This window comes from Nocardia amamiensis (genome assembly GCF_015477605.1).
Classification (GTDB): Bacteria; Actinomycetota; Actinomycetes; order Mycobacteriales; family Mycobacteriaceae; genus Nocardia; species Nocardia amamiensis_A.
Window position 1 is genome coordinate 67961 of sequence record NZ_JADLQX010000023.1, and the last position, 20486, is coordinate 88446.

The 20486-nt window shown below is 68.1% G+C and carries 21 protein-coding genes; 13 read left to right on the forward strand and 8 right to left on the reverse strand.

The annotated features are described in order from the left end of the window. Positions 1-200 precede the first annotated feature (200 nt). From IU459_RS26650 to IU459_RS26660, 3 genes are all read left to right on the forward strand, one after another. Positions 201-962 (forward strand): bestrophin-like domain, encoded by a 762-nt coding sequence (locus IU459_RS26650; RefSeq protein WP_195132321.1) that lies wholly within the window; start codon positions 201-203, stop codon positions 960-962. A gap of 99 nt (positions 963-1061) precedes the next feature. Then, the gene (locus tag IU459_RS26655; protein WP_195132322.1) at positions 1062-1970 is read left to right on the forward strand and encodes a hypothetical protein; all 909 of its coding nucleotides are present in this window, start codon (positions 1062-1064) and stop codon (positions 1968-1970) included. Between the two features lie 283 nt (positions 1971-2253). Next, positions 2254-2748 carry a GyrI-like domain-containing protein gene (locus IU459_RS26660; protein ID WP_195132323.1) on the forward strand — a complete coding sequence of 165 codons (495 nt, stop codon included), beginning with the start codon at positions 2254-2256 and terminating at the stop codon, positions 2746-2748. Between the two features lie 30 nt (positions 2749-2778). Here the strand turns inward: IU459_RS26660 and IU459_RS26665 are convergent, their stop codons facing one another. Beyond that, positions 2779-5994 (reverse strand): BTAD domain-containing putative transcriptional regulator, encoded by a 3216-nt coding sequence (locus IU459_RS26665; RefSeq protein WP_195132324.1) that lies wholly within the window; start codon positions 5992-5994, stop codon positions 2779-2781. 27 nt (positions 5995-6021) lie between these two features. On the opposite strand from IU459_RS26665, the gene IU459_RS26670 reads away from it, so the two are divergent. From IU459_RS26670 to IU459_RS26695, 6 genes are all read left to right on the forward strand, one after another. Beyond that, positions 6022-6774 (forward strand): hypothetical protein, encoded by a 753-nt coding sequence (locus tag IU459_RS26670; RefSeq protein WP_195132325.1) that lies wholly within the window; start codon positions 6022-6024, stop codon positions 6772-6774. 504 nt (positions 6775-7278) lie between these two features. Continuing rightward, positions 7279-7803, forward strand: a complete 525-nt coding sequence (locus tag IU459_RS26675) for a DMT family transporter (protein ID WP_195132326.1) — start codon at positions 7279-7281, stop codon at positions 7801-7803. Further along, positions 7800-8312, forward strand: coding sequence for a DMT family transporter (locus IU459_RS26680; protein ID WP_195132327.1), 513 nt, complete (start codon positions 7800-7802; stop codon positions 8310-8312). Before IU459_RS26675 ends, IU459_RS26680 begins: the two co-directional genes overlap by 4 nt. A 223-nt stretch (positions 8313-8535) precedes the next feature. Further along, on the forward strand, positions 8536-10968 hold the full coding sequence (locus tag IU459_RS26685) for a sensor histidine kinase (protein ID WP_195132328.1): 2433 nt from the start codon (positions 8536-8538) through the stop codon (positions 10966-10968). A 34-nt stretch (positions 10969-11002) separates the two neighbouring features. Continuing rightward, positions 11003-11419, forward strand: coding sequence for a roadblock/LC7 domain-containing protein (locus IU459_RS26690; protein WP_195132329.1), 417 nt, complete (start codon positions 11003-11005; stop codon positions 11417-11419). After that, on the forward strand, positions 11416-11790 hold the full coding sequence (locus IU459_RS26695) for a DUF742 domain-containing protein (protein ID WP_195132330.1): 375 nt from the start codon (positions 11416-11418) through the stop codon (positions 11788-11790). Before IU459_RS26690 ends, IU459_RS26695 begins: the two co-directional genes overlap by 4 nt. 18 nt (positions 11791-11808) lie before the next feature. Here IU459_RS26695 and IU459_RS26700 read toward each other — a convergent pair whose 3' ends face one another. The 4 genes from IU459_RS26700 to IU459_RS26715 form a co-directional block, all read right to left on the reverse strand. After that, positions 11809-13764, reverse strand: a complete 1956-nt coding sequence (locus tag IU459_RS26700; RefSeq protein ID WP_195132331.1) for a GMC family oxidoreductase — start codon at positions 13762-13764, stop codon at positions 11809-11811. 351 nt (positions 13765-14115) lie between these two features. Then, positions 14116-14970 carry a DUF6882 domain-containing protein gene (locus tag IU459_RS26705; RefSeq protein ID WP_195132332.1) on the reverse strand — a complete coding sequence of 285 codons (855 nt, stop codon included), beginning with the start codon at positions 14968-14970 and terminating at the stop codon, positions 14116-14118. 101 nt (positions 14971-15071) lie between these two features. Further along, entirely contained in the window at positions 15072-15854 is a 783-nt protein-coding gene (locus IU459_RS26710; protein ID WP_228838565.1) for a PP2C family protein-serine/threonine phosphatase, read from the reverse strand. A 333-nt stretch (positions 15855-16187) separates the two neighbouring features. Next, positions 16188-16340 carry a hypothetical protein gene (locus IU459_RS26715; protein ID WP_195132333.1) on the reverse strand — a complete coding sequence of 51 codons (153 nt, stop codon included), beginning with the start codon at positions 16338-16340 and terminating at the stop codon, positions 16188-16190. Between the two features lie 328 nt (positions 16341-16668). Here IU459_RS26715 and IU459_RS26720 point away from each other — a divergent pair, with 328 nt between their 5' ends. Beyond that, positions 16669-17232 carry a hemerythrin domain-containing protein gene (locus IU459_RS26720; protein WP_195132334.1) on the forward strand — a complete coding sequence of 188 codons (564 nt, stop codon included), beginning with the start codon at positions 16669-16671 and terminating at the stop codon, positions 17230-17232. Between the two features lie 152 nt (positions 17233-17384). Here IU459_RS26720 and IU459_RS26725 read toward each other — a convergent pair whose 3' ends face one another. Continuing rightward, positions 17385-17531 carry a hypothetical protein gene (locus IU459_RS26725; RefSeq protein WP_195132335.1) on the reverse strand — a complete coding sequence of 49 codons (147 nt, stop codon included), beginning with the start codon at positions 17529-17531 and terminating at the stop codon, positions 17385-17387. 181 nt (positions 17532-17712) lie between these two features. On the opposite strand from IU459_RS26725, the gene IU459_RS26730 reads away from it, so the two are divergent. Then, positions 17713-18132 (forward strand): hypothetical protein, encoded by a 420-nt coding sequence (locus IU459_RS26730; protein ID WP_195132336.1) that lies wholly within the window; start codon positions 17713-17715, stop codon positions 18130-18132. Positions 18133-18223: 91 nt separating this feature from the next. Here IU459_RS26730 and IU459_RS26735 read toward each other — a convergent pair whose 3' ends face one another. After that, a complete protein-coding gene (locus IU459_RS26735; protein WP_195132371.1) occupies positions 18224-18502 on the reverse strand; it encodes a hypothetical protein in 279 nt (92 codons plus the stop codon). 277 nt (positions 18503-18779) lie between these two features. Here IU459_RS26735 and IU459_RS26740 point away from each other — a divergent pair, with 277 nt between their 5' ends. Beyond that, a complete protein-coding gene (locus tag IU459_RS26740) occupies positions 18780-18935 on the forward strand; it encodes a hypothetical protein (RefSeq protein ID WP_195132337.1) in 156 nt (51 codons plus the stop codon). A gap of 135 nt (positions 18936-19070) precedes the next feature. Beyond that, on the forward strand, positions 19071-19424 hold the full coding sequence (locus IU459_RS26745; RefSeq protein ID WP_195132338.1) for a hypothetical protein: 354 nt from the start codon (positions 19071-19073) through the stop codon (positions 19422-19424). Here IU459_RS26745 and IU459_RS26750 read toward each other — a convergent pair whose 3' ends face one another. Further along, on the reverse strand, positions 19425-20441 hold the full coding sequence (locus IU459_RS26750) for an NADP-dependent oxidoreductase (protein ID WP_195132339.1): 1017 nt from the start codon (positions 20439-20441) through the stop codon (positions 19425-19427). Between the last annotated feature and the right edge of the window lie 45 nt (positions 20442-20486).

Genomic DNA, 20486 nt, shown 5'->3' on the forward strand with positions numbered 1-20486 from the left:
GTACGGCAATTCGCCCGGTTCGCCAGGCTGATGCCGCCTACCGAATTTCTGTGCACCACTCGTCAGATCCGACCGAACGCAGTTCTCGACAGCACCATCGTAGATCCTCTCGGTAGCCATCTCGGGGGGTGCTGCAGGCCGCGCGCTACTTCGCCGACGCCGCGGTCGCGAGATCCATCCAGAGAGAACGGAGTCGCCGCATGGCCATCGAGTTCCTCGTCCCTGCCCTCACCGCACTGGTCGCGGTATCCGTACTCGTGGCCGGGGATTGTCTGCATCCGAAGACATGGCGGCAGACCGACGACGACACCGTCGGCGCATTGGTGCTCAACTTGATCAACACGATCTTCATGGCAGTGGTCGCGTTCATCGTGGTGATTGCCTGGCAGCAGTACGACAATGCACGCAATCACACCATTGCCGAAGCAAAGGCACTCATCGATACGTATTGGGCGGCGCACGCGATGCCGGATCCCGACCACACGCGAATCCAAGGCCTGGTCCGCGATTACACCGCACAGGTCATCACCGAGGAATGGTCCGTCATGGCCGACCAAGGCCGGCTCAGCCAATCCACCCAGGACACCCTCGACACACTGCGCGATGCGGTGGCGTCGGTCAACGCGGCGGACTCCGAGACCGACAGTCTGCGCGCAAGTGCTCTGACCAGCCTCGAGGCGGTGGCCCAGGCTCGCGCCGACCGTGCCCTGGACGCCGGTTACCGAGTTCCCGGGTTCCTCTATCTGGCTATGTGGGTCAGCACGGTCCTACTGCTGCTCAGCGTGGTCCTTTCCGGCGTCCAAGTCACCAAACGCAGTGTCGTGACGACCGCGCTGCTCGGCGCCGTCGTCGGTGTCGTGATCCGGGCGATCTACAACCTCGACCAGCCGTTCTCGGGCGGGAACCTGGTCCCGAAAGACGCCTTCGAACTCGCTCTGTCCCGCTACCAGCACACGTCTTGATCTTTCCGCGAAGTTTCGACAACGACGAGGCGACTGCACATGCGACGCAATCGAGGCGCAACTCGAACACGAGGACTCGCAAAGGGATTCGCCGCGGCGATGCTCCCACTGACTATTGCCGCACTCGCGGCCCGGCCGATCGAAGCATCCGCAGAGGCGCCACCGTGGCAACCCGTCGGCGACCTCGCAACCGGAAGCGCCGGCCCTGGGGTCGGCGCCGACCCGGCGGGCAGTCCTTCGGGCCTCGGCCCCGGCGCCTCGGCATCAGGCAGCGCCTTCGGTTCCGATGCCGAGGGCGCGTCGTACGGTGAGCCTTTGGGTCTCGGCCCAGTTCGTATGCCTTCCGGCAGCGCCGCGGGCGTTCGCCCCGGCTATCTCTCCACCGGCAGTGCCGACCCTGATGGCGCCGGTCTTCTCGGCACCGCCGATACGGGACTCGACGGCACGCACCCCACAGCGGATGCGGCGCCTGACCCGAACGGCATGGCAGGTAGTCCAGCCGAGGCACTACAACTCGATACCGGCAGCGTCCAGCTGGCGTGTACCGGTAGCGCCCTGGCCGGAAGCGCATTGCTTCTGCTCGGATCGGCCACCGGCAGCGGCTTCGGCTCTTTCGGGTCGAGCCTCATCGGCACGGGGTCGAACGGATCAGGACTCGGCAGCGCGGCGGTCGGTAGCGCCGCCACCGGCAGCGCGCTGCTGACCTGCCTGCTCCTGCTTCCCACCGCGCCGCCGCCGGTGCCTATGAGCCCCCTCCAACTCGGCCCGCCCGCACCGGAATTCGTTCCGGTCCCAGCCACCGTCCGCACGCAGACACTTCCGATCCAAGCGGAGCGCCCCCTCGCCGAGCCGCCACCGAACCGCCAACGGCCGAGGAACCTGCAAGCCGCCGAACCGACCACAGACCCTCTCGCCTGGAACCTCGTAAAGCTGATGACGGTATTGGTCGTCACCGTCCTCACCATCGCCCGCGTCCGCATGTCGCCGGGCCCAGGGCGAACCCGCTGACCAGCACGAGCCCGGGTGAAGGCACACTGCCCGGGCGGTGGTACCCGATCAGGGCGCCATGTCCGGCCCTTGCGTGCAGAGTGCCGACTCCACCCGCCTGCTCGGCGCGGGTTCGCCGGAAACGCACGGCTTTCTGCTCGAACCGAGCGCGGAGATCTGCCGGGGACACTCGAACCGCTCGAGGTTGCACCGTGTGCGTGGAAATCCAACGGGGCGGCGATGAATTTCAGCTGTTCCCACCGTCAGAGATGTTGGAGCCCCGCGACGACATCGAAGGAGAGCCATGACCACCGACCGGACCGCCGCTGATCCGACGGCTGATCCTCACTTGCTCGACCTCACAGAGGTGCCCACAGCTGTCGTTCACAGCCGAGTCGCGGAGGGCGAGTTGCGTGATTTCTTCGACAAGTCGTTCCGTACGTTGCCGGAGGTTATTGCCGTCCAGGAGGCGATGATCCAAGGACCGGCGTTCGGCCTGTACAGGGAGGCGGCCGACGGCTTGGTCGACGTCGAGGTCGGGTTTCCGGTCGATCGGCGCATACAGCCCGACCGGGATGTCACCCCCAGTCGCCTGCCCGCGGGAAAGGTGGCTCGAATCGTGCACGTCGGCGCGTTCGACGGATTGAGCGGTACCTGGGACCGCTTACGGTCCTGGATCGGAACGCATGGGCTCACGCCGGGGCCGGTCCGGTGGGAGGTCTACCTCATCCGGCCGAACCCGCAGATGGATCCGAGCGATCTGCGCACGGAGCTGAACTGGCCTGTGCTGCGTGCCTAGTTGCGGGCGGCCTGCGCAACATGGTCGCGCTCAGGTGAAGGGCCACCGGGTCAGTCGATCCTCGGCGCGCGACTCGTACGGCCGCGCGCCGAGTGCGCGCGCCCGGTCCCGCGCGGCGAGCACCTCGTCGCGCGCGCCTGGGAGACCGAGGATTCCACGTGCGGTGCCGCGGTAGAGCCCGGACGGCCCGAGACACACCAGTCCGGGCCACTGCACGATCAACGTCTCACCCCACCCCTGGGTCAGGGGTTCGAGTTCGGCGGTGAGCTCGACCACCCGGTCGCGATGCCGCGGCGCGCATCGACCGACCGCGAGCAGCGCCTCGACGAGCAGCGGCACACGCACGACGACGCGCGGGCCGTGCGACCTCCGCGGCAGGGCGATGATCGACTCGATCGATGACATGGCCCGCTCGTGGTCACCGATCTCCGCGGCGGCCATCGCAACCACGAGCGCGAAGTCCTCGTCGAAGTCCTCGGCCATGCGCTCGGCTTCGTTCAGTACCTCGCCGAGGCGTCCGCCATGCCACAGCTCGATCGAACTGCTCGTCAGCACCGAGGCCTCGGCGAGCAACCGGGCCTGATCGTCGACCGTCCCCAGGTCTTCGGCGAAGCGGGTCATCAGCGCCCGCGACCGCCGGTAGTCGCCACGCAGCACGGCGAGCATCACCTGCCACCACAGCTGGGTGGCCGCGAGGTCGGTGCCGCCGGCGGAGGCGAGCCGGGCGAACTCGGCCGAGAGTCGGCGGACCAGCCGCATATCGCCCGCCTCGAGAGCACAGACGCGGCGCAGATGGACCGCTGTCGCCCGCGCCGTGCGGTCGTGGCCCGCGAGTTCCTCGAGTTCCTCGGAGATCTTGCGCCGATCCGCGACGGTTGCCGGGTCCCAGGTGCACACGAATTCGGCCAGCAGTACCTGCGGCCACGATCGGCTCCCCGGTGCGCTGCGAGCCCGCGCGTCGGCCAAGGCGTCGAGATCGCCGGCGAGACCGTGAATCGCGCGGTCGGCGGCCTCGATCGCTTCCACCTCGGCGACCAGGTCGGAGTCCAGATCGAGGCGATGAGCCAGGGTCTGCGCTCGCAGCCCCGAGGAACCTGTTTGCACCACGCCGTATCCGGAGAAGTAGCCGGCTACGCCACGCGGTGCGGCCAGCAGCGCGGTCCGCGCCAGCCCGGACCGGTCGCGGCGTTCACCGCAGCGCCGACCGGCTCGGTCGAAACACGCGGCGGCCGAGTCGTAGTGGCCGAGCCGGTTGTGCGCTTGTCCGGCAAGCCAATCCAACTCGATCAGCAATTCCGCGTCGCCGGGATCCGCGTGCCGGATCCCGCGCGCGGCGAATTCGGCGCACTCGGTGGCCGCCTCCCGGCGCAGCGCGTCCCGCGCCGCGGCGACACAGGCGTGCGCGGCGGTGGAATCCAGCGAATCGAGTGCGGCGGCGCTGCGATGCAGTGCCTGCGCGGTGAGCGCATCGGGTCGCAGGTCGGCCAGCGCGTCCGCGATCCGCTTGTGCAACAGCGCCGTCCGTACCGCACCGATCGTGGCGAGCACGGCGGCGCGCACGAGCTCGTGCCCGAAGGCGACTGTGCCGTCTTCGACTTGGACGACCCGCGCGGTGACGAGTTCACTGATCCGGTCATCGAACCGTGGGGCGCCGTCGGCGGCGGCGGCCAGTCCGATCGAAGCGTGCGGGCCGATGACGGCCAGCACCTCGGCGAGCGCTCGCGCCGACGGTGAAACGGCGCCCAGCTTCGCTGCCGTGATCTCGGTCGCGGCGCCGCCGACGTCCAGGGGACGTCCGGCCCGAACGAGATCGCACAGTTGCACCGCGACGAAGGGGCTGCCGCCGCTCAACTCGATGATCTGGGCGCGCACGCCAGGACCGGCCGAACCAGGATCGGCGCGGACCAGTTCGTCCACCGCCGCGTCGGAGAGCGGCGGCAGGTCCACCGCCACATGGGCTCCCGCGGACTGGAGCAACCGCACGGCGGCGCCCACGTCGGCCGGGAGTGGTTCGGGCCGGACCGTGAGCAACAGCAGAATGGGGTAGGCGCGCAGCACCCGCATGGCCGCCGCGATCATCCGCACCGAATCGGGGTCGGCCCACTGCACGTCATCGATGATCGCGACCATTCGGCCGGTCTCCCGCGCCACGTCCGCGAACAGCGCCGCGAGTGCGCGCGGTGTCGGGATGTCGGGGACGGCGCGCCCGGACAGCGCCGCCTGATCCAGCCACGGCATCAGCGTCGCCAGGGCCGTGGAGCCTGCCCCGCTGCTGCCCGCGGTGAAGAAGGCCACGTCGCCGTGGCGTCGCACGGTATCCTCGACGACGGCCGTCTTGCCGATTCCAGCTGCGCCGCGCACCGTCACGACGGTCAGTCCCTGCCGGGACCGGCTTCGGGCGCGGTCGAGTACCGCGGCGACGTCGGCACGTCCGACGAGTCCGGACCGCCCCATCGCTCCGGCAGTCGACGGCGTTGCCGGATGGCGGATTTCGTTCTCGACCCGGACGGTGTCGGGCGCGGGATCGAGCCCGAGATCTTCGCGTAGCGAACGCCGCAACCGAACGAGAACGTCGAGCGCTTCGGCGATCCGTCCGCAGTCGCGCAGCGCCAGTGCCAGCAGCCGTGCCGTGCCTTCCCGATGGGGGTGCCGCTCGCGTTCGTCGGTGAGCAGTGTGACCGCGTGCCGGGCGCGGCCGAGCACGATCAATCCCTCGGCGCACAATTCGACGAGTTCCGAGCGCAACTCCGCCAGACGTGCCCGTTCGGGAGCGAGTTCGGCGACGTCGTCGACATCGGACAGCGCGTCGCCGCGCCACAGGCGCAACGCGCGTTCGAGCAGATCGACGGTTCGTCCGACGTCCCCGTCGGCGTGTGCCGCCCGGGCGTCCCTGGACAGCACGTCGAGCAAGTCGAGATCGGTGCCCGATCCGCCGCATCGCAGTACGTAGCCGTTCGGGTTCGTCTCGATCCGGAATTCGGGGAGCGGCCGCAGCGCCCGGCGCAACCGGGACACGTAACCCTGCAGGGTGACCAGGGCGCTCTCGGGCGGGCTCCCCCGCCACAGCAGTTCGCAGAGATACTGCGCACTGCGAGTGGTGCGCTCGGCCGCGAGGATGACCAGGAGGTCGGCGTGCTTGCGCGCCGGAATGGTGATGCGGGTGCCATCGGGACCACGCACCTCCAGCGGCCCGAGCACCGCGATGGCGGGTGGGTCGTCATCGGACCGGCCGCGCACCAGCGTCACACCAGCGCCCTCGTCGACTCTTGGCTCATGACACACACGCAAGCACTCCTGCCAACCCCGGCCACCGGCGCGGATCGGACCGTCGGCGGCCCCTCTCGCGAGACTGTACTGCGGATGTGCGGTACCGCGCTGACCATTGGCGGCCCCCTGTGCATCGCGGGCGGCACATTGCATCCGATTGTCGCGGGCAAGGGCCATTCGGTCGAAGCGCTCACCAGCCCGGGCACGCCGATCGCGCAAGCCCTGCTCGGCGTAGGAACCGTCCTGCTGGTCCTCGGCCTCCCCGGAATGTACGCCTGGCTGCGGCCGAGACTCGGCACGGCCGGATTCGTCGGCACGGTCTGCTACCTCGTCGGCAATATCGCCACCGCGACCGGTCATCTCACCGTCGAGTTGTTCGTCGCCTACCCCTTCGCGTCCCACCCCGACACCGCGCACCTGATCGCCGACAACGACAACATGATCGACTCGACCGCGTTCGCACTGTTCAACACGATCGGCGGTCTGGTCATGCTCGCCGGGATGGGCCTGCTGGGCGCGAGCATGCTGCGCCACCACACGATTCCCCGCTGGATCGCGGTGCTCACGACGCTCGGCATGGTCGGCTTCTTCCTCCCGATTCCGGCCACCCAGGGGCTGTCCGGATTCATGTGGGAAGCGCCACGCGGCATCGCCGTCGCCGCTATCGGTGTCCTGATGCTGCGCCGGCCGGGCGGATTGCGCCGTTGGGCGAAGCACGCGCGCGGCCGGTTCTCCTCGGATCACGAGCGGACCGCGTGATCCGGCCGTTCCGGACGGGATGTCGTCACCGCGGTGGGGACCTGCCGCGGCTCCGGGCGAGCGGCTCTCGTGTCGGTCCTCGTCCTGCCATCGCTGGGCCGAGCGAGTCCACGGCCCGGCGAGGAGGTGTTCTTCCAGTGCACGGTCGGCCTTCCGCATGCGGTGGGCTCGTGCAGCCGCACGGGCAGCACGGTCCGGACATCGACAGGCATATGGTGCACGCTCTCGGTATTGCGGCTGCGTCGACCCGAGAAGCGTGAGAGTTCTTCCGAGTCAAGCGGTTACGGCGATGACGGCGGAAACGGGACGTACGAGCGGCCTGGGTCGGGACCGAGCCTCGAGGTTCGGCGGGACCGCAATCGCTTGCGATACGCCACTATTGACCGTGCCGTTGCACAACGATACGTTATGTGCGTCACGAACGGTGAGGTGCCGCCGGCCGACAGGACCGAGGCGCCCGCCGCCGAGTTCGTGGCTTCTGCTTCCTGAACAGAAGGACGGGTCATGGCCTTCATCGGTCTCGGGCTGGTATTCCTCTTCATTCTCGTGTCCGGTGGCCTGCGATCCGTCGAGGTCGGGTTCCAGAACACGCAGAAGATCTACGTGCAGAACGTGTGGCTGTGCGCAGTGTTCTCGTATGCCGTTGCGCTAGCTGGTTTCTCGATCTTCCTGGCAGTGTCGAGGGTGGTCGCGCCTTCGGCGTGGCCGAGTCTCGACGACGTGCGGGACATGCCGTGGTGGGCGCCGTTCGGCGGCTTGATCGGCGGCGTGGCGGTGGTCGGCATGATCGCTGTCGCCAAGTACGTCGGCGTGGCGACCTTCAACGCGGTGGTCATCGTGAGCGAGATGGTGGTCGCGCTGGGGATGGATCACTTCGGGCTCATGGGGTTCCACACCAGGGAGATCACCCCGGCCCGCCTGGTCGCGGTCGGATTGATCACGGTAGCGGTCTACCTGATGGCCAGTGACTCGCCGGAACAACCACCCGCATTACTCACCGCCGCCGACGCCGAGGGGGTCTCCCGATGACGACGACTACCACTCCCGCTGCCGAGAAACGTCCCACGCTGACGCGCTCGGCGATGACCCTGATCTTCGCGCTCATGCTGGTCGGCGGCGCGTTGCGGTCGGTGGAGGCCGGGTGCCAGAACACGCTGAAGCTGGCACTGAAGGACGTGTGGCTGTGCGGGGTGATCTCCTACGCCGTGGCCCTCATCGGCGTCGGCGCGATCCTCGTCGCCTCCCTGATGGTTTCGCGTCGCCGGGTATGGCCGGCCCGAGCCGACCTCGCGGCCATGCCCAAGTGGGCCCCATTCGGCGGACTCACCGGTGGCGCGGCGATCTTCGCCATGATCACGGTCGCCTCCAGCGTCGGAGTCGGCACGTTCAACGCTTTGATCATCGCCGGTCAGATGTTCGTCGCCGCGGCGATGGACCACTTCGGAGTGCTGGGGTTCCCACGTCGCCGGATCAATGCCCGACGCGTCGCGGCTTGCGCCATGATCATCGTCGGCTCCTACCTGATGGCGAAATACTGACCTCGGTTATGTTACTGAGCATTCATAAGGCCGGGGCGTGCATCCGACCTGCCACGAGCGACAACATGGCGGGGTTGACGAACTCGACCGCGGTCGATGTTATTTGTCTCAACTGTGCACGATCCGCGGTTGTGGAGCGATAGTTTCGCTACCCTCTGGCGCGGGTATTGGCTGAGGTGCCGTCCGGGCCGGGCGGAACCGCGTCGGAGGTAGGGCATTACGCGTGAGCAAGTGGGCCGAGCTGCGCAAATTCGCTGTGGGACTGGCGAAGTCGAGTCAGCGAAATGTCCGTGGTCGAGTCGGTGTGCGCGTGCGGCTGTTGGCGATCGTGCTCATCTCCAGCGTCACGCTCCTCGCTATCGGCGTCGGCGCGGCAGGCTATCTGGTGAATTCCAGCCGGGCGTCGAAGGAATGGGCGGAGCTGGCCGGCAGCACCACGGGACCGGCCATTCTCATGGTGCAAGCGTTCCAAGAGGAGCGGCGGTTGTCGCTGCTGTACTTGGCGGGGGATGCCGAATTCGCACAAGGGCTTGCCGCGGCGCGGCAACGCTCGGACGCGGCGCTGGCGGCGGTGATGGCCAAGGGTGATGCCGCCCGCAAACTCAATCCCGACGGTTCCGCCGACGATATCGAGGGTTACAACAAGCTCTTCGCCATGGTTCCGACGCTGCGCGGCGGGGTCGACGCGCAGCAGGTCGCACCGAATCAAGTGTTCGAATTCTTCAGCCAGGTCATCGGAACGATCATCGCCGCGTCGATGCTGGCCGCCCGGGTCGCGCCGGAGGCCGACCTGGCCGTCGAACTGGGCTATGGCGTCGATCCGCTGCGAGCGGCCGAGTCGCTGTCGATGGCGGACACATCGGGCGCGGTAGCGCTGACCCTGGGCGAACACACTCCAGCGCAGCTCACCGAATTCAACCGTCTGGTGGGCGAATTCCGCAGCGAGGTCGCCTTTTCCGGGCGGGTGCTGAAGGGCACCCGGCTCGCTCAGCTCAACGCGATCACCGCGGGACCGGCTTACCAGAACGTGATCGCGATGCAGGACGCGGTGATGCTGCGCGGCCCGGTGTCGGCGAACGACACCACCGCCGACGAGTCCACCCGTCCGAGCGAGAGCACCGGACGGTCCCAGGACCCGCGCTCCACGTCCAAAACCGCCCCGCTGCCCATGAGCGTCGCGGCCTGGCAGGAGGCATCCGGCCAGGTGGTGTCGGCCCTGCTGAAGCTCTGGGAGGACCAGAGCCGCGACGCGCACGACATCGCACGGGACCAAGGCGAGCGGACCGCGCAACAGTCCCTGCTCGGCGGCGCGGCGGTGCTGTTGATCGCGACCCTCGCCTTCCTGGCGGCATTGATCCTGGCCAACCGCTTCATCGGGCGCATGCGCCAATTGCGCCGCGACACTCTGGAATTGGCGGACAACCAGCTGCCCGATCTGATGCGCCGACTCGGTGCGGGCGAGAACGTCGATTCGACGGACGAGACGTCGCGTCTGGATTTCGGTACCGACGAACTCGGCCAGGTGGCCGACGCCTTCAACCGGGCCCATGTCGCCGCCGTGGCCGCGGCGGTCGCGGAGGCGAAGACGCGCGCGGGCGTCAACGCGGTGTTCCTCAATATCGCCCATCGCAGCCAGGTCGTGGTGCATCGGCAGCTCACACTGCTCGACGAGGCCGAACGCAAGGAGGAGAACGCCGACCAGCTGGAGCTGCTGTTCCAGCTGGACCACCTGGCCACCCGGGCCAGGCGCAATGCGGAGAACCTCATCATTCTCGGCGGCGAGCAACCGGGCCGTCGTTGGCGCAAGCCGGTTCCGCTGCTGGAGCTGGTCCGCGGTGCGGTCGCGGAAAGCCTCGATTACGCCCGGATCCAGACCGGTCGAATGCCGGAAGCGCAGGTGTCGAGCAAGGCCGTAGCCGACCTGATCCATCTGATGGCCGAGCTGATGGACAACGCGACCGCCTTCTCACCCCCGCAGGCACGGGTCGAGGTGTCCGGCGTCGTGGTCGGGCGCGGCGTCGCGATCGAGATCATCGATCAGGGCCTTGGCATGTCGGATGCCGACTTCGCCGCACGCAACGAACTGCTGTCGAATTCGCCGGACTTCAGCGTGGTGTCGCTGTCCGGCGACGCCCGGCTGGGGTTGTTCGTCGTCGCGAAGCTGGCCAACCGACATGGCGTTTCGGTGCGGTTGGGCGAATCGGTATACGGCGGTGTCCGGGCGGTGGTGCTGATCCCCACCGCACTCCTGCAGCCGCAGAGCCCAGCCCACGATGAGCACGACGATCTCGACGGCAAGCCGGTCGAGTCCACGGGCACTACAGCACAGGACGACGCGACGCCTCAACCGGCAGCGCGGCAATCGGCCTGGTTCACCCCGCACTCCGAACAGGGCTCGTCCGCCCCGGCACGAAGCACCGGCGCGCATGGAGAAGGCAGCGAATCGAACTCGGTGGCCGCGACGTATCCCCAGGCCACCGCGGATCCCAGGCCGGCATTGCCGCGACGCCGCCGCCAGTCCGAGTCCCCGACGGAGACGGCCACGCCCGCCATCGCTCCGGTGCGGCAGCGAACCGCCGACGAGGCACGCAATCTGATGAGTGCCATCGAGAACGGCACCCGCCAGGGACGCCGGACACCACCCGATACCGACTAGACCGCAACGAAGAACTCACCACGAGAAGGCGACGATGACTACTTCCCCGACAACCGGCCTCGGCTGGCTGCTCGACGAGCTGGTCAAAGGACTAACCGGCGCCAGGTCGGCCGTGCTGCTGTCCTCGGACGGGCTGCTGCTCGGCCATTCGCAGCAGCTGGACCGGACCGATGCCGAGCGGTTCTGCGCGATGGCGTCGGCGCTGCACAGTCTGTCGCGCAGCGTGGGCCACCATTTCGATGCCGGTGGGGTCAGCCAGACCGTGGTGGAACTCGACCGCGCGGTGCTGTTCGTCACCGCGGCGGGCGCCAACGCCTGCTTGGCGTTGCTGGCGTCCGAGGACGCCGACATGGGCATGGTGGCCTACCAGATGAATCAGACGGTGCAGCGGGTCGGCACCCATCTGTCGGTCGACATGCGCCCGCAGCCGCCCGCTTCGCAACAGCCATGAGCTATCCGCGCGAACCCTGGTACGAGGAGGACGCCGGCCCGCTGGTCCGGCTCTACGCCATCACCCGCGGCCGGGGTCGTGCCGTGCGGCCGGAACTGAACGTGGCCACCCTGGTGGTCGACGCCGGGCACGGTACCGTGCTGCGCCGCACCGAACCGGAGTACGCCGCCATCGTCCAGTTGTGCCGCACCCCGCAGTCGGTGGCCGAGGTGGCGGCGCAACTCGGCCTTCCCTTGACGATGACGAAGGTCCTCGTCGGCGACCTGATCGATGACGGCCTGCTGGTCTCCCGGGCGGAGCCGACCGCCGTGGCGGCCAACGCCGACCTCGGCCTGCTCCAGGCCGTGCTGAACGGCATCCGAGCGATCTGAACCCGCGGTGCGACCACATCAAACAAGCTGTGCGGCAAGTCGCTTCGCGTTCATGTAGGCGATCGCCTCGATCGACACCATGGGGTTGACACCCGATGCGGTCGGGAAGGACGAGGCGTCGGCGACGACGATATTCGACACCTCCCAGGTGGCGCCGTCGGGATTGGTGGCCGACATGTCCGGCGAGCCGCCCATCCGGGCCGAGCCCATGATGTGCAGGGCGCCCATCGAGCATTGCCCCGGTCCATAGCCGGCGGCTTGGCAGGCGGCGGCGAAATCGGCGTGCGAGCCTTGCTTGCCTGGTTCGTAGGAAATGCCCGCCTGGTGCCCGGAGAAGATCCGACGTGCGCCGGCCGCTTCCAGAATGCTTGCGGCCCCGACGACTCCGGTATGCATATGCGCGGCGTCATAGTCCGACAGCCGGTAATCGACGAACGGCTCACCGCTTCGGTCGATGGAGACGGTACCCGGATCGCGGTCGCGGGTGATGATGCCGATGGCGTTGGTACGCGCGAAGTCGAGCATGACGGCACGATGATCCGTCGCGCCGCGCCAGCTCATGAATCCGGTGGCGAGGCCGGGGTGCACCGGACCGGTCTCGTAGATGACGCCATAGCCGTTTCCGTCCAGATTGCTGTGGTGACGGCAGATGCGGGTCTGCATGCCGCCCTCCCAGGGACGGATCTCCTCGTCGAACACCCCGAACACGGCAGCCGCCGGATGCAGGCGCAGATGGCGGCCGATGTTCTCGTTACGCAGTCCGGAACGCCGCAGCAGGGCGGGAGTCTGGATCGCCCCGGCCGCAACCACCACAGCGCGAGCGTGCACGTCGATCTGCACGCCGTCCGAAGTGCGTGCCGAAACACCCTGCGCCCGGCCGTTCCGCACGACGATCCGCCGCACGTCGGCGTCCACGACCAGCCGCGCACCCCGGTCGGCCGCATCCGCGAGCCAGGTCTTGGTCACCGACTGCTTGGCGCCCAACCGGCACCCGTAACCGCATCGGCCGCATTCCACGCCGGCATCGCAGGCGTCGGAGACGTTGCGCGGCAGCGTATCCACGTCCCAGCCCAGCGCCAGGGCACCGCGCTCCAGTACGCCGTCGCGCGCCGACAGCACAGAGCGCCGGTCGGTCACGCCGAGGCGCCGCCGCACCGCGTCGAGCGCGTCGCCGAATTCGGCCTCGGCGAATTGCCGGGCGCCCAACGCGGCCCACTCTGTCCGGACGTCGTCGGGCGTGGGCAAGGCGGTGCTCCAGTTGACCACGGTTCCACCGCCCAGGCACGTGCCCGCGACGAGAGTGATCTGCCCTTCCGCTGAGGCGGACGGGCCCGGCGCGTACAGGTGCTGCAGGGCGCCGAGCTCGCCGGTGCCGAAATCCCGATCGTCGTAATAGTCTCCGCGTTCCAGCACCACGACGTCGAGACCGGCTTCGGCCAGCACCGCGGCAGCGGCACCGCCGCCGGCGCCCGAGCCGACGACCACCACATCGCAGGACAACTCGGCGTCCGCACCGCATCGCATCGGGGTCAGGGAAGGCTCCGGCGCCGTCGGCAGCGGTCCCGCCGGGGCGGGATAGCCGATCTCTTTCCAGAGCGGGTTGGTCCCTGATGGGCCGGGAGTGACGTTGTAGGAGAGCAGCGAAGCTTGCTTGAGCGCCTGGAAGATCACGCGCACCGACCCGAAGCGCGAATCGGCGAGCCGTAGCAGCGCACGCTCCCGCTGCTGCTGCGACAAACTCGAGAACCGTCGTGGACCGCTGCCGGTGAGCAAGCCGGTCAGCGGCGAGTCCCACAGGTTCAGCAGCATGGCCAACTGCTTCTTCTCGGCCTGCCGCGGATTGCGGCCCAGCAGTTCGAAGACCGTATCGACCGCGCCGAGCGCGCTCGCGCCGGGCAGCGCCAGCCCGTCGCCGGGGTTGAAGGTGTCGCAGATGATGCTCAGTGCAGCGCGCTGCTTGGCCGTTGGTTCCATGTCGAACAGTACCCTTCGTTCCGCTGGTAGCGTTGTATCACATCGTGCGAATTCGTGCTTACAAAATCACGCATTTACCAGCCGATAACTGCTCAATTTGTCTAGAATGGACAGACACATAGCGGTGCCACTGAGCATCCGCGGACCGCAACGTCCCGGCCGGTGCGCGGGGCCACCGGCAAGGCCGCCCCACACCAGGAAGTCGGCGGCGGATGCCTGCGCCGGCCCCGCGACGCCCGGTACCGAAAGAGCCACGAGAGCCCGAGCACAGTCGCGCCTGCACCATGACCACGGCGCCTGCTCCCAGTCAGCCGGAACCGATGATCGCGCGTCTGTGCCGCGCTCGGCCGGTCACCGGCGGGGTGGGTCCAGACCGAGGTCGGTGACCCGCGCTCCTGGCGTATGTCCGGGATGACCAGCCGCGTGGCGTCGGCCGCGCGACACCGACGCTCGGCACGATTGCACCGACAGCGGTTTCGGCTCGGACGGCGGCTCGCTCCGATCGAGGTCCACGCGAATATCGAGACCGGCGACATATCCACCGTCGTCGAACTCGATGTCGCCCGCAACCCCGTCGCCACTGAATTCGAGCCACCGGTAGTCATCGAGGAATTCGGTGCGCAGGCCCCGCCGGGTCAGGTAACTGTGCACGGCGCGTCGATGGTCGCTCAGCGGCAGCGCACCGACGCCGAAGGCCAACACCCGCGCGAGGCCGGACGCGGTGGGCGGCGGCAGCACGAACGCCGGATGTTCGACGAGAAACGCCACGCACGTCCCGTCGGTGACACCGCAGTAGGAACTCCAGCGCCCATAGACGATCTTCGCGGCGTCCGCGAGCAACCCGGCGACCTGGTGTGGCTCCGGGGCCGCACCCGCCAGGGTGACCGGCAGCTCGGCAGAACACAATTCGGCGACGCGGTACCGAAAGCCGAATGCGCGCACCGTCTCCGCGGCCTTGAGCAGCGACGGAGGGTAACCCCATGGATTGGCCCATCCCCACAACCACGACTCGGCGTCGGCCGTGCCGATCAGATGAACCTTGGTGCACACGAATGTGCCCGCTTCGCCGACGAATTCCAGCCGCCGTCCGTCCAGATCCGCGTGCCACTCGTGCTCGCCGAGCACTTCTTCGAGATGCAGGCGATGCTCGAGCGACAGCAATCCCGCGTCGTCGAGCAGCCGCGTCAGTGGCACAGGTTCGGACACCTGGGTCAGCGTACTGAAACGCCACTGCGGCACTGCTGATCGGATCGCCTAGGCGGACGTGGTATCGGTCACCATGCAGGCGATTCCGGCATGCCCGCACTTCAGCTGTTCGCGTCCGCTGCGCCGGTCTCCTCCTCGGTGCGGGACGGTACGTCGACGACGAGTGCCGTGGCGTTGTCGGTTCCTCCGGCACGCAGGGCGGTGTCGACCAGAGTGCTCGCGACCGTTGCGATCGTGCCGTCTTCTGCGAGCATGGCTTTGATCGTGGCGATGCCGAGTCGCTTGTGCACGCCGTCGGTGCTCAGCAGCAGCCTGCCCGTGCTCGCTCCCGTGACGGCGTAACCGATCTCGTCCGGTCGCACGGTGCGCACGGAGGTGGTGACGACATGACCCATCCGTGGCGAAGGAACGACCCCGCGCGCGCGGAACAACTCCTCGACGGTGTGGTCGGTGGTGATCTGGTGCAGCACCCGCCCGTTCCACCGGTACGCGCGACAGTCACCGACCCAGGCCACCTCGCAGGGCCCCTCCGACCCGCCCATGGCGGGCAGCACCGCGACGACCAGCACACTGTCGGCCGAAGGCTCCGGCACCGTCTGCCGCAATTCACGTTGCGCCGCAAGGATTGCCGCCTGCGCCCCCTGACGCGCGCCGACCCGCGCCGCCACGGCGGCCGCCGTACGGGCCGCCTTCGCGGACAGGAGATGATCACCGACACCGTCGGCGACCACGAACGCCGTCGCCCCGGTCACCGCGTCCGTCTCGACGGCCACCGCATCCGCGTTGATCGACCGAGCTCCGCGGCGACTCACCGAACCCGCGCGTGCCGTGCCGATCCCGAGCGTCCGGATCCGCGGCATGCTCGGGGTGGTGGCGGAATGCATGGCTCTCCTCGGGCTGGGGATGTGCCGCCGATCGGCGCGCCCCTCCAGGACACCGGCACAATCCGTGCGCTTCGCGAGAGGTCCCCGTGTAACTGCTGAGAATCAGTCATCAATCGGGTCACGGCTCGCCCGCAGGTTTACATCATGGTCATCTGACCAATCACCGGCCTTCCCGATCCACCGGCCGTACCGACCCGGCTCCTCCGTGGTACATCGGGGGCGGGTTCCAGGAGCGGCCGCGGCGGTATCGGGGCACAGCACGCGGGGTGGTCCGGAATGCCGGAGACAACGCCACTGGGTCGTAGCAGCGGCCCCGGGCGGGATTGTCACCAGCTAAGACCGGTGGACTTCGGGACGCACGGCCGAGTCACCGGCGGTATGACGCCCCTCGAGCCACACGCTCACCGCCACCGTGACATACGCCGCGGCCGTCGCCAAGCCCGGCAGGATCAGCATGAGCGTGAGAAACGAAATGAACGAAGACACAAGCCCTCCCGGACCACCCGATCGGATATTTCGCACCGGCGCGCCACACGGCGGCACCGTCATAGGCCGCGCATACCCACCAATCGAAGTCCGATGCACGCCGAGCCGTGTCCTCTCCACCGCGCCGTAGCGACTCCACCGGGGGGCGGCCCGCAGGACCCGGCGAATCCGCCGTTAGGACTGGCGCGACACCACGGCCGAGACATCGGTTTCGTAGGCCCCGGCGCGGGAATGCGCTGTGCGAAGGAGCCTGTATCGCATCGGTTGCCGCTGGCTCCATACCTGGTCGGCGGCGAGATGAAGTGGCCATCCTGGAAGGAGAACAAGTATGTCGCCTGCAACGATCAATTCGACCTCGGACGCCGTCGACTTCCTCATCGAGCAGCACGGACGGATCCGGCAATTGTTCGTCGAAACCGCCCAGGCATCCGATGTCAAGGAGCGCGAGAAGAAATTCGTCGAACTGCGACGGCTGCTGGCGGTGCACGAGACCGCCGAGGAGGAGATCATCCACCCGCGCGCACGCCGGGAGATCGGCGACGGCGCGGGCATCGTCGAGGCGCGCCTCGAAGAGGAGAACAAGGCGAAGAAGCAGCTGGCGGATCTCGAGGAGCTCGACATCGGCTCGGTCGAGTTCGAGGTCAAGCTGGACGGGTTGCGCCGGGCCGTGCTGGCGCACGCGGAACACGAGGAGAACGAGGAGTTCAACCGGCTGCGCCAAGAAATGGATCCTGATTCCCTGAAGCGGATGCGCAGCACGGTGCAGCTCGCCGAAGCCATGGCACCGACCCGCCCCCATCCCGGCGTCGAGTCGGCCACGGCCAACGCTCTCGTCGGTCCGTTCGCGGCGATGATGGATCGCGCGAAGGACATGATCAGCAAGCCACGCTGAGCAAGATCCCCATTCGACGCCGCGGCGCCGGGATTGCCTGATCAGGCGATCCCGGCGCCGCGCTCTCGTACTCGGTCAGCCGCTACCGACGCCGTCCTCGCGCCTTCCCGCAGACGGTTTGCCTGCCTCAGCGCTCGGATCGGGTCAGAGAATCACAGCAGAACCAGTGCGACACTCAGCACGCACACCATCAACACCCAGGCCGCGACGGTCAGACGAATAGAACCCTCCGCATCGGAATCGCCGCGATCCCGGCGTCGACCAGCGCGGTACGGCGGGCGCGAGGCCGAAACGGACATGACATCCTCCTTCGGTCGGCTTGCGTCGGGGAGTCGCATACCCGCTTTCGGCGCCGATCGTCGCGGTGTCTTTGTGGCGAATCCCACCGGCCGGGCACTGCGACGAAATTACGGCAGCTCACCTGCGGTGTTTGGCGTCGGCGATGGCGGGAAGTCGCTCGATGCAGGAGAGGAGTCGGCAATGACCGAACCGAAAGACACCTACGACCCACCACAGGACACGGGCGCGCCCGACTCTGCGGAATCCGATCCGGCCGCCCTCAGCAGCGCCGAGGACCTGGACGAGGACCGGCTGCGTTCCGATCCGCTCGAGGCCGGGATGGACCCGCCCGAGCACTGGTCGGGAGCCACCCGGTACGGCATGACGCACTGGGAGGAATCCCATCCCCGACCGATCGGAGAACGGCTCGCCGAGGAGGAGCCCGATGTCGACCCCGACCGGGAGCCGGGAACCGGGGAGACGCGGAGGCTCAGGGACATCACGTGCGACAGCGACGAGGTGCGTGTCGATCGCAGCTACGAGGAGGAACTCGGCGTCGCGGCCGATGTCGCGGGTGGCTCGGTGGCGGAGGAGATCCGCCACGCCGCACCGCCGGAGTGATCCCACAGCCGCTCGGCGTTTCGTCCACCACCACACGAAGAACCGGCCCGACGAAACCCGTCGAGCCGGTGGTCACGAGTCAGGCCGCGCGTCAGCCGATGATGGCGTTCATGATCGTGCCCGCGCTCGTCGCCACCGCACCGCCCGCCATCGCGCTGGCGACCATCTTGGGCGACTGGAGGGTGCCGCCGTTCCACTTCTCCCACGCGAACCTGCCACCGCCGTATGTGATCGCCGTGATGCCGGAGAGCTGGACCAGCCAGGTGAAGTAGCGGCCCAGCTGCATCAGTTTGTCCGCCATCGGCGGCTCTTCCGGAGTCGGATTTTCGAACTGCGCCAGCACGGTGTCGTGTAGCGCGGCGAGAATCATGCTCACGTTCGCACTCCTTTTTCGCATGCCGAAGGTGGGGCCGGAGACAAATTCGAGGGAAGAGCGGAGCTGCTGAGCGGCAAACTCGTGACAAGATCGATTAGAACGCATCGCGGTGGTGTATTCCCCGCGACACACCGGAGCGCGCATGACGGGAGTCACAGCCTCTCTCCGTGCCGAGCGTGGCTGCCACCATTAGGATTTCACTAGGTGCAGGGGCTGACATGATGTCGGTGCAGTGCGGCGCCGACCCCACCGTGACCGCGGGGAGGGCACAATGCACACCGCTTTCCTGATTCCACTTCTCATCACACTGCTGATTGTCACGGCCACGGCTGTCGTGGCCGGCTACGCCACCGTTATCGCGGCTTATTGGTTCGAGCTGCGCTCCACCGAACGACACGGCGGGCGTGCGGACCCCTCGCCACGCTGACCGGACCGGAATTCGCCGCACGACTGCCCTCACTGACGTCGCGCACCCCAGCGAGAAACAGCGCGTCCACGGCGACGTTTGAGGCGTCACCGCTCGGCAATCACGACGAGGGGAGCCCGATGTTCAGAGGTGACGATGGTCGACGATGTCGAAAAACGGTGGCGCGATCCGCGGATGTTCCGCCGCGCCGCGAGCTATGTCGTCTCCGTCCTCGCCACGGCCACGCTGGTCTTCCTGCTTATCCTGCTGTGGTCCGCGCAGAGCGAGTGCGTGGACGCGGACACGCTGCTGTGCGACACCACCGCGGAGACCGCCGTGGTGATCGGACCGTCGGCCGTCTTGCTGATCGGCGGGATCGGCGCCTTCGTCGAAACCTATCTCCAGTGGCGCCGCGGCCGGGCCTGGCCGATCTGGCAGGGCGCGGGCTGGTTCCTGTTCGTGCTGATGGTGGTGTACCTCGGTATCGGCGGCGGCGCGACCGCGAGCTGATCAGCCGGCGACTCGCACGACGGCCTTGCCGAAGTTCCGGCCCTCGAGCATGCCGATGAAGGCTTCGGGGGCGGCGGCCAAGCCGTCCACCACGTCCTCGCGATAGCGGACGCGGCCGTCGGCGACCCATTCCCCCATCTCGCGCAGGAAGTCCGGGTACAGCTCGCGGACGAACTCGGTCTGGATGAATCCACGCACGGTGAGGCTCTTGCTGAGGATGCGGCCGTAGAAGGCGGGCAGCCGGTCCGGACCCTCTGGGACGCCGGTCACGTTGTAGTTGGCGATCAGGCCGCAGACCGGCACACGCGCGTAGTTGTTCAGCAGTGGGTAGACCGCGTCCGCCACCGCGCCGCCGACGTTTTCGAAGTAGACGTCGATACCGTCGGGCACCGCTGTCGCCAACTGCTCCGCGAAATCGGGCGCACGGTGGTCGAGTGCGACGTCGAAACCGAGTTCGTTCAGGTAGGCGACCTTGCGCGGCCCACCCGCGATGCCGACGGCCCGCGCGCCCTTGATCTTCGCGATCTGGCCGACGGCCGAGCCGACCGGCCCCGTGGCGGCGGCGACCACGAGCGTCTCGCCGGGCTGCGGCTTGCCGATCTTGCCGAGTCCGGCGTAGGCGGTGAATCCCGGCATGCCGAGCACACCGAGCGCGGTCGAGACCGGAGCCTTCGCCGGATCCAGCTTGCGGAGGCCACGCGCCGGTGCGACGTCATGCGTCTGCCAGCCCGAATAGGCCAGCACCACATCGCCTTTCGCCAGCGACGGCGCGCGGGATTCGAGGACTTCGGACACCGTACCGCCGACCATCACCCCACCGATCGCCACCGGTTCGGCGTAGGACTTCGCCGAACTCATCCGGCCGCGCATGTACGGGTCGAGAGACAGATACAGCGTGCGCAGCAGTACTTCTCCCTCGGCCGGAGCGCGGAGTTCCGCCGTCTCGGTCCGGAAATCCGTCGGAGTCGGTGCACCCACCGGCCGGGAGGCAAGCACGATCCGCGTCGACTCGACCATGCCGCTCACCCTAACCGGACACACGTGGACGCCCGGACTGCGCAC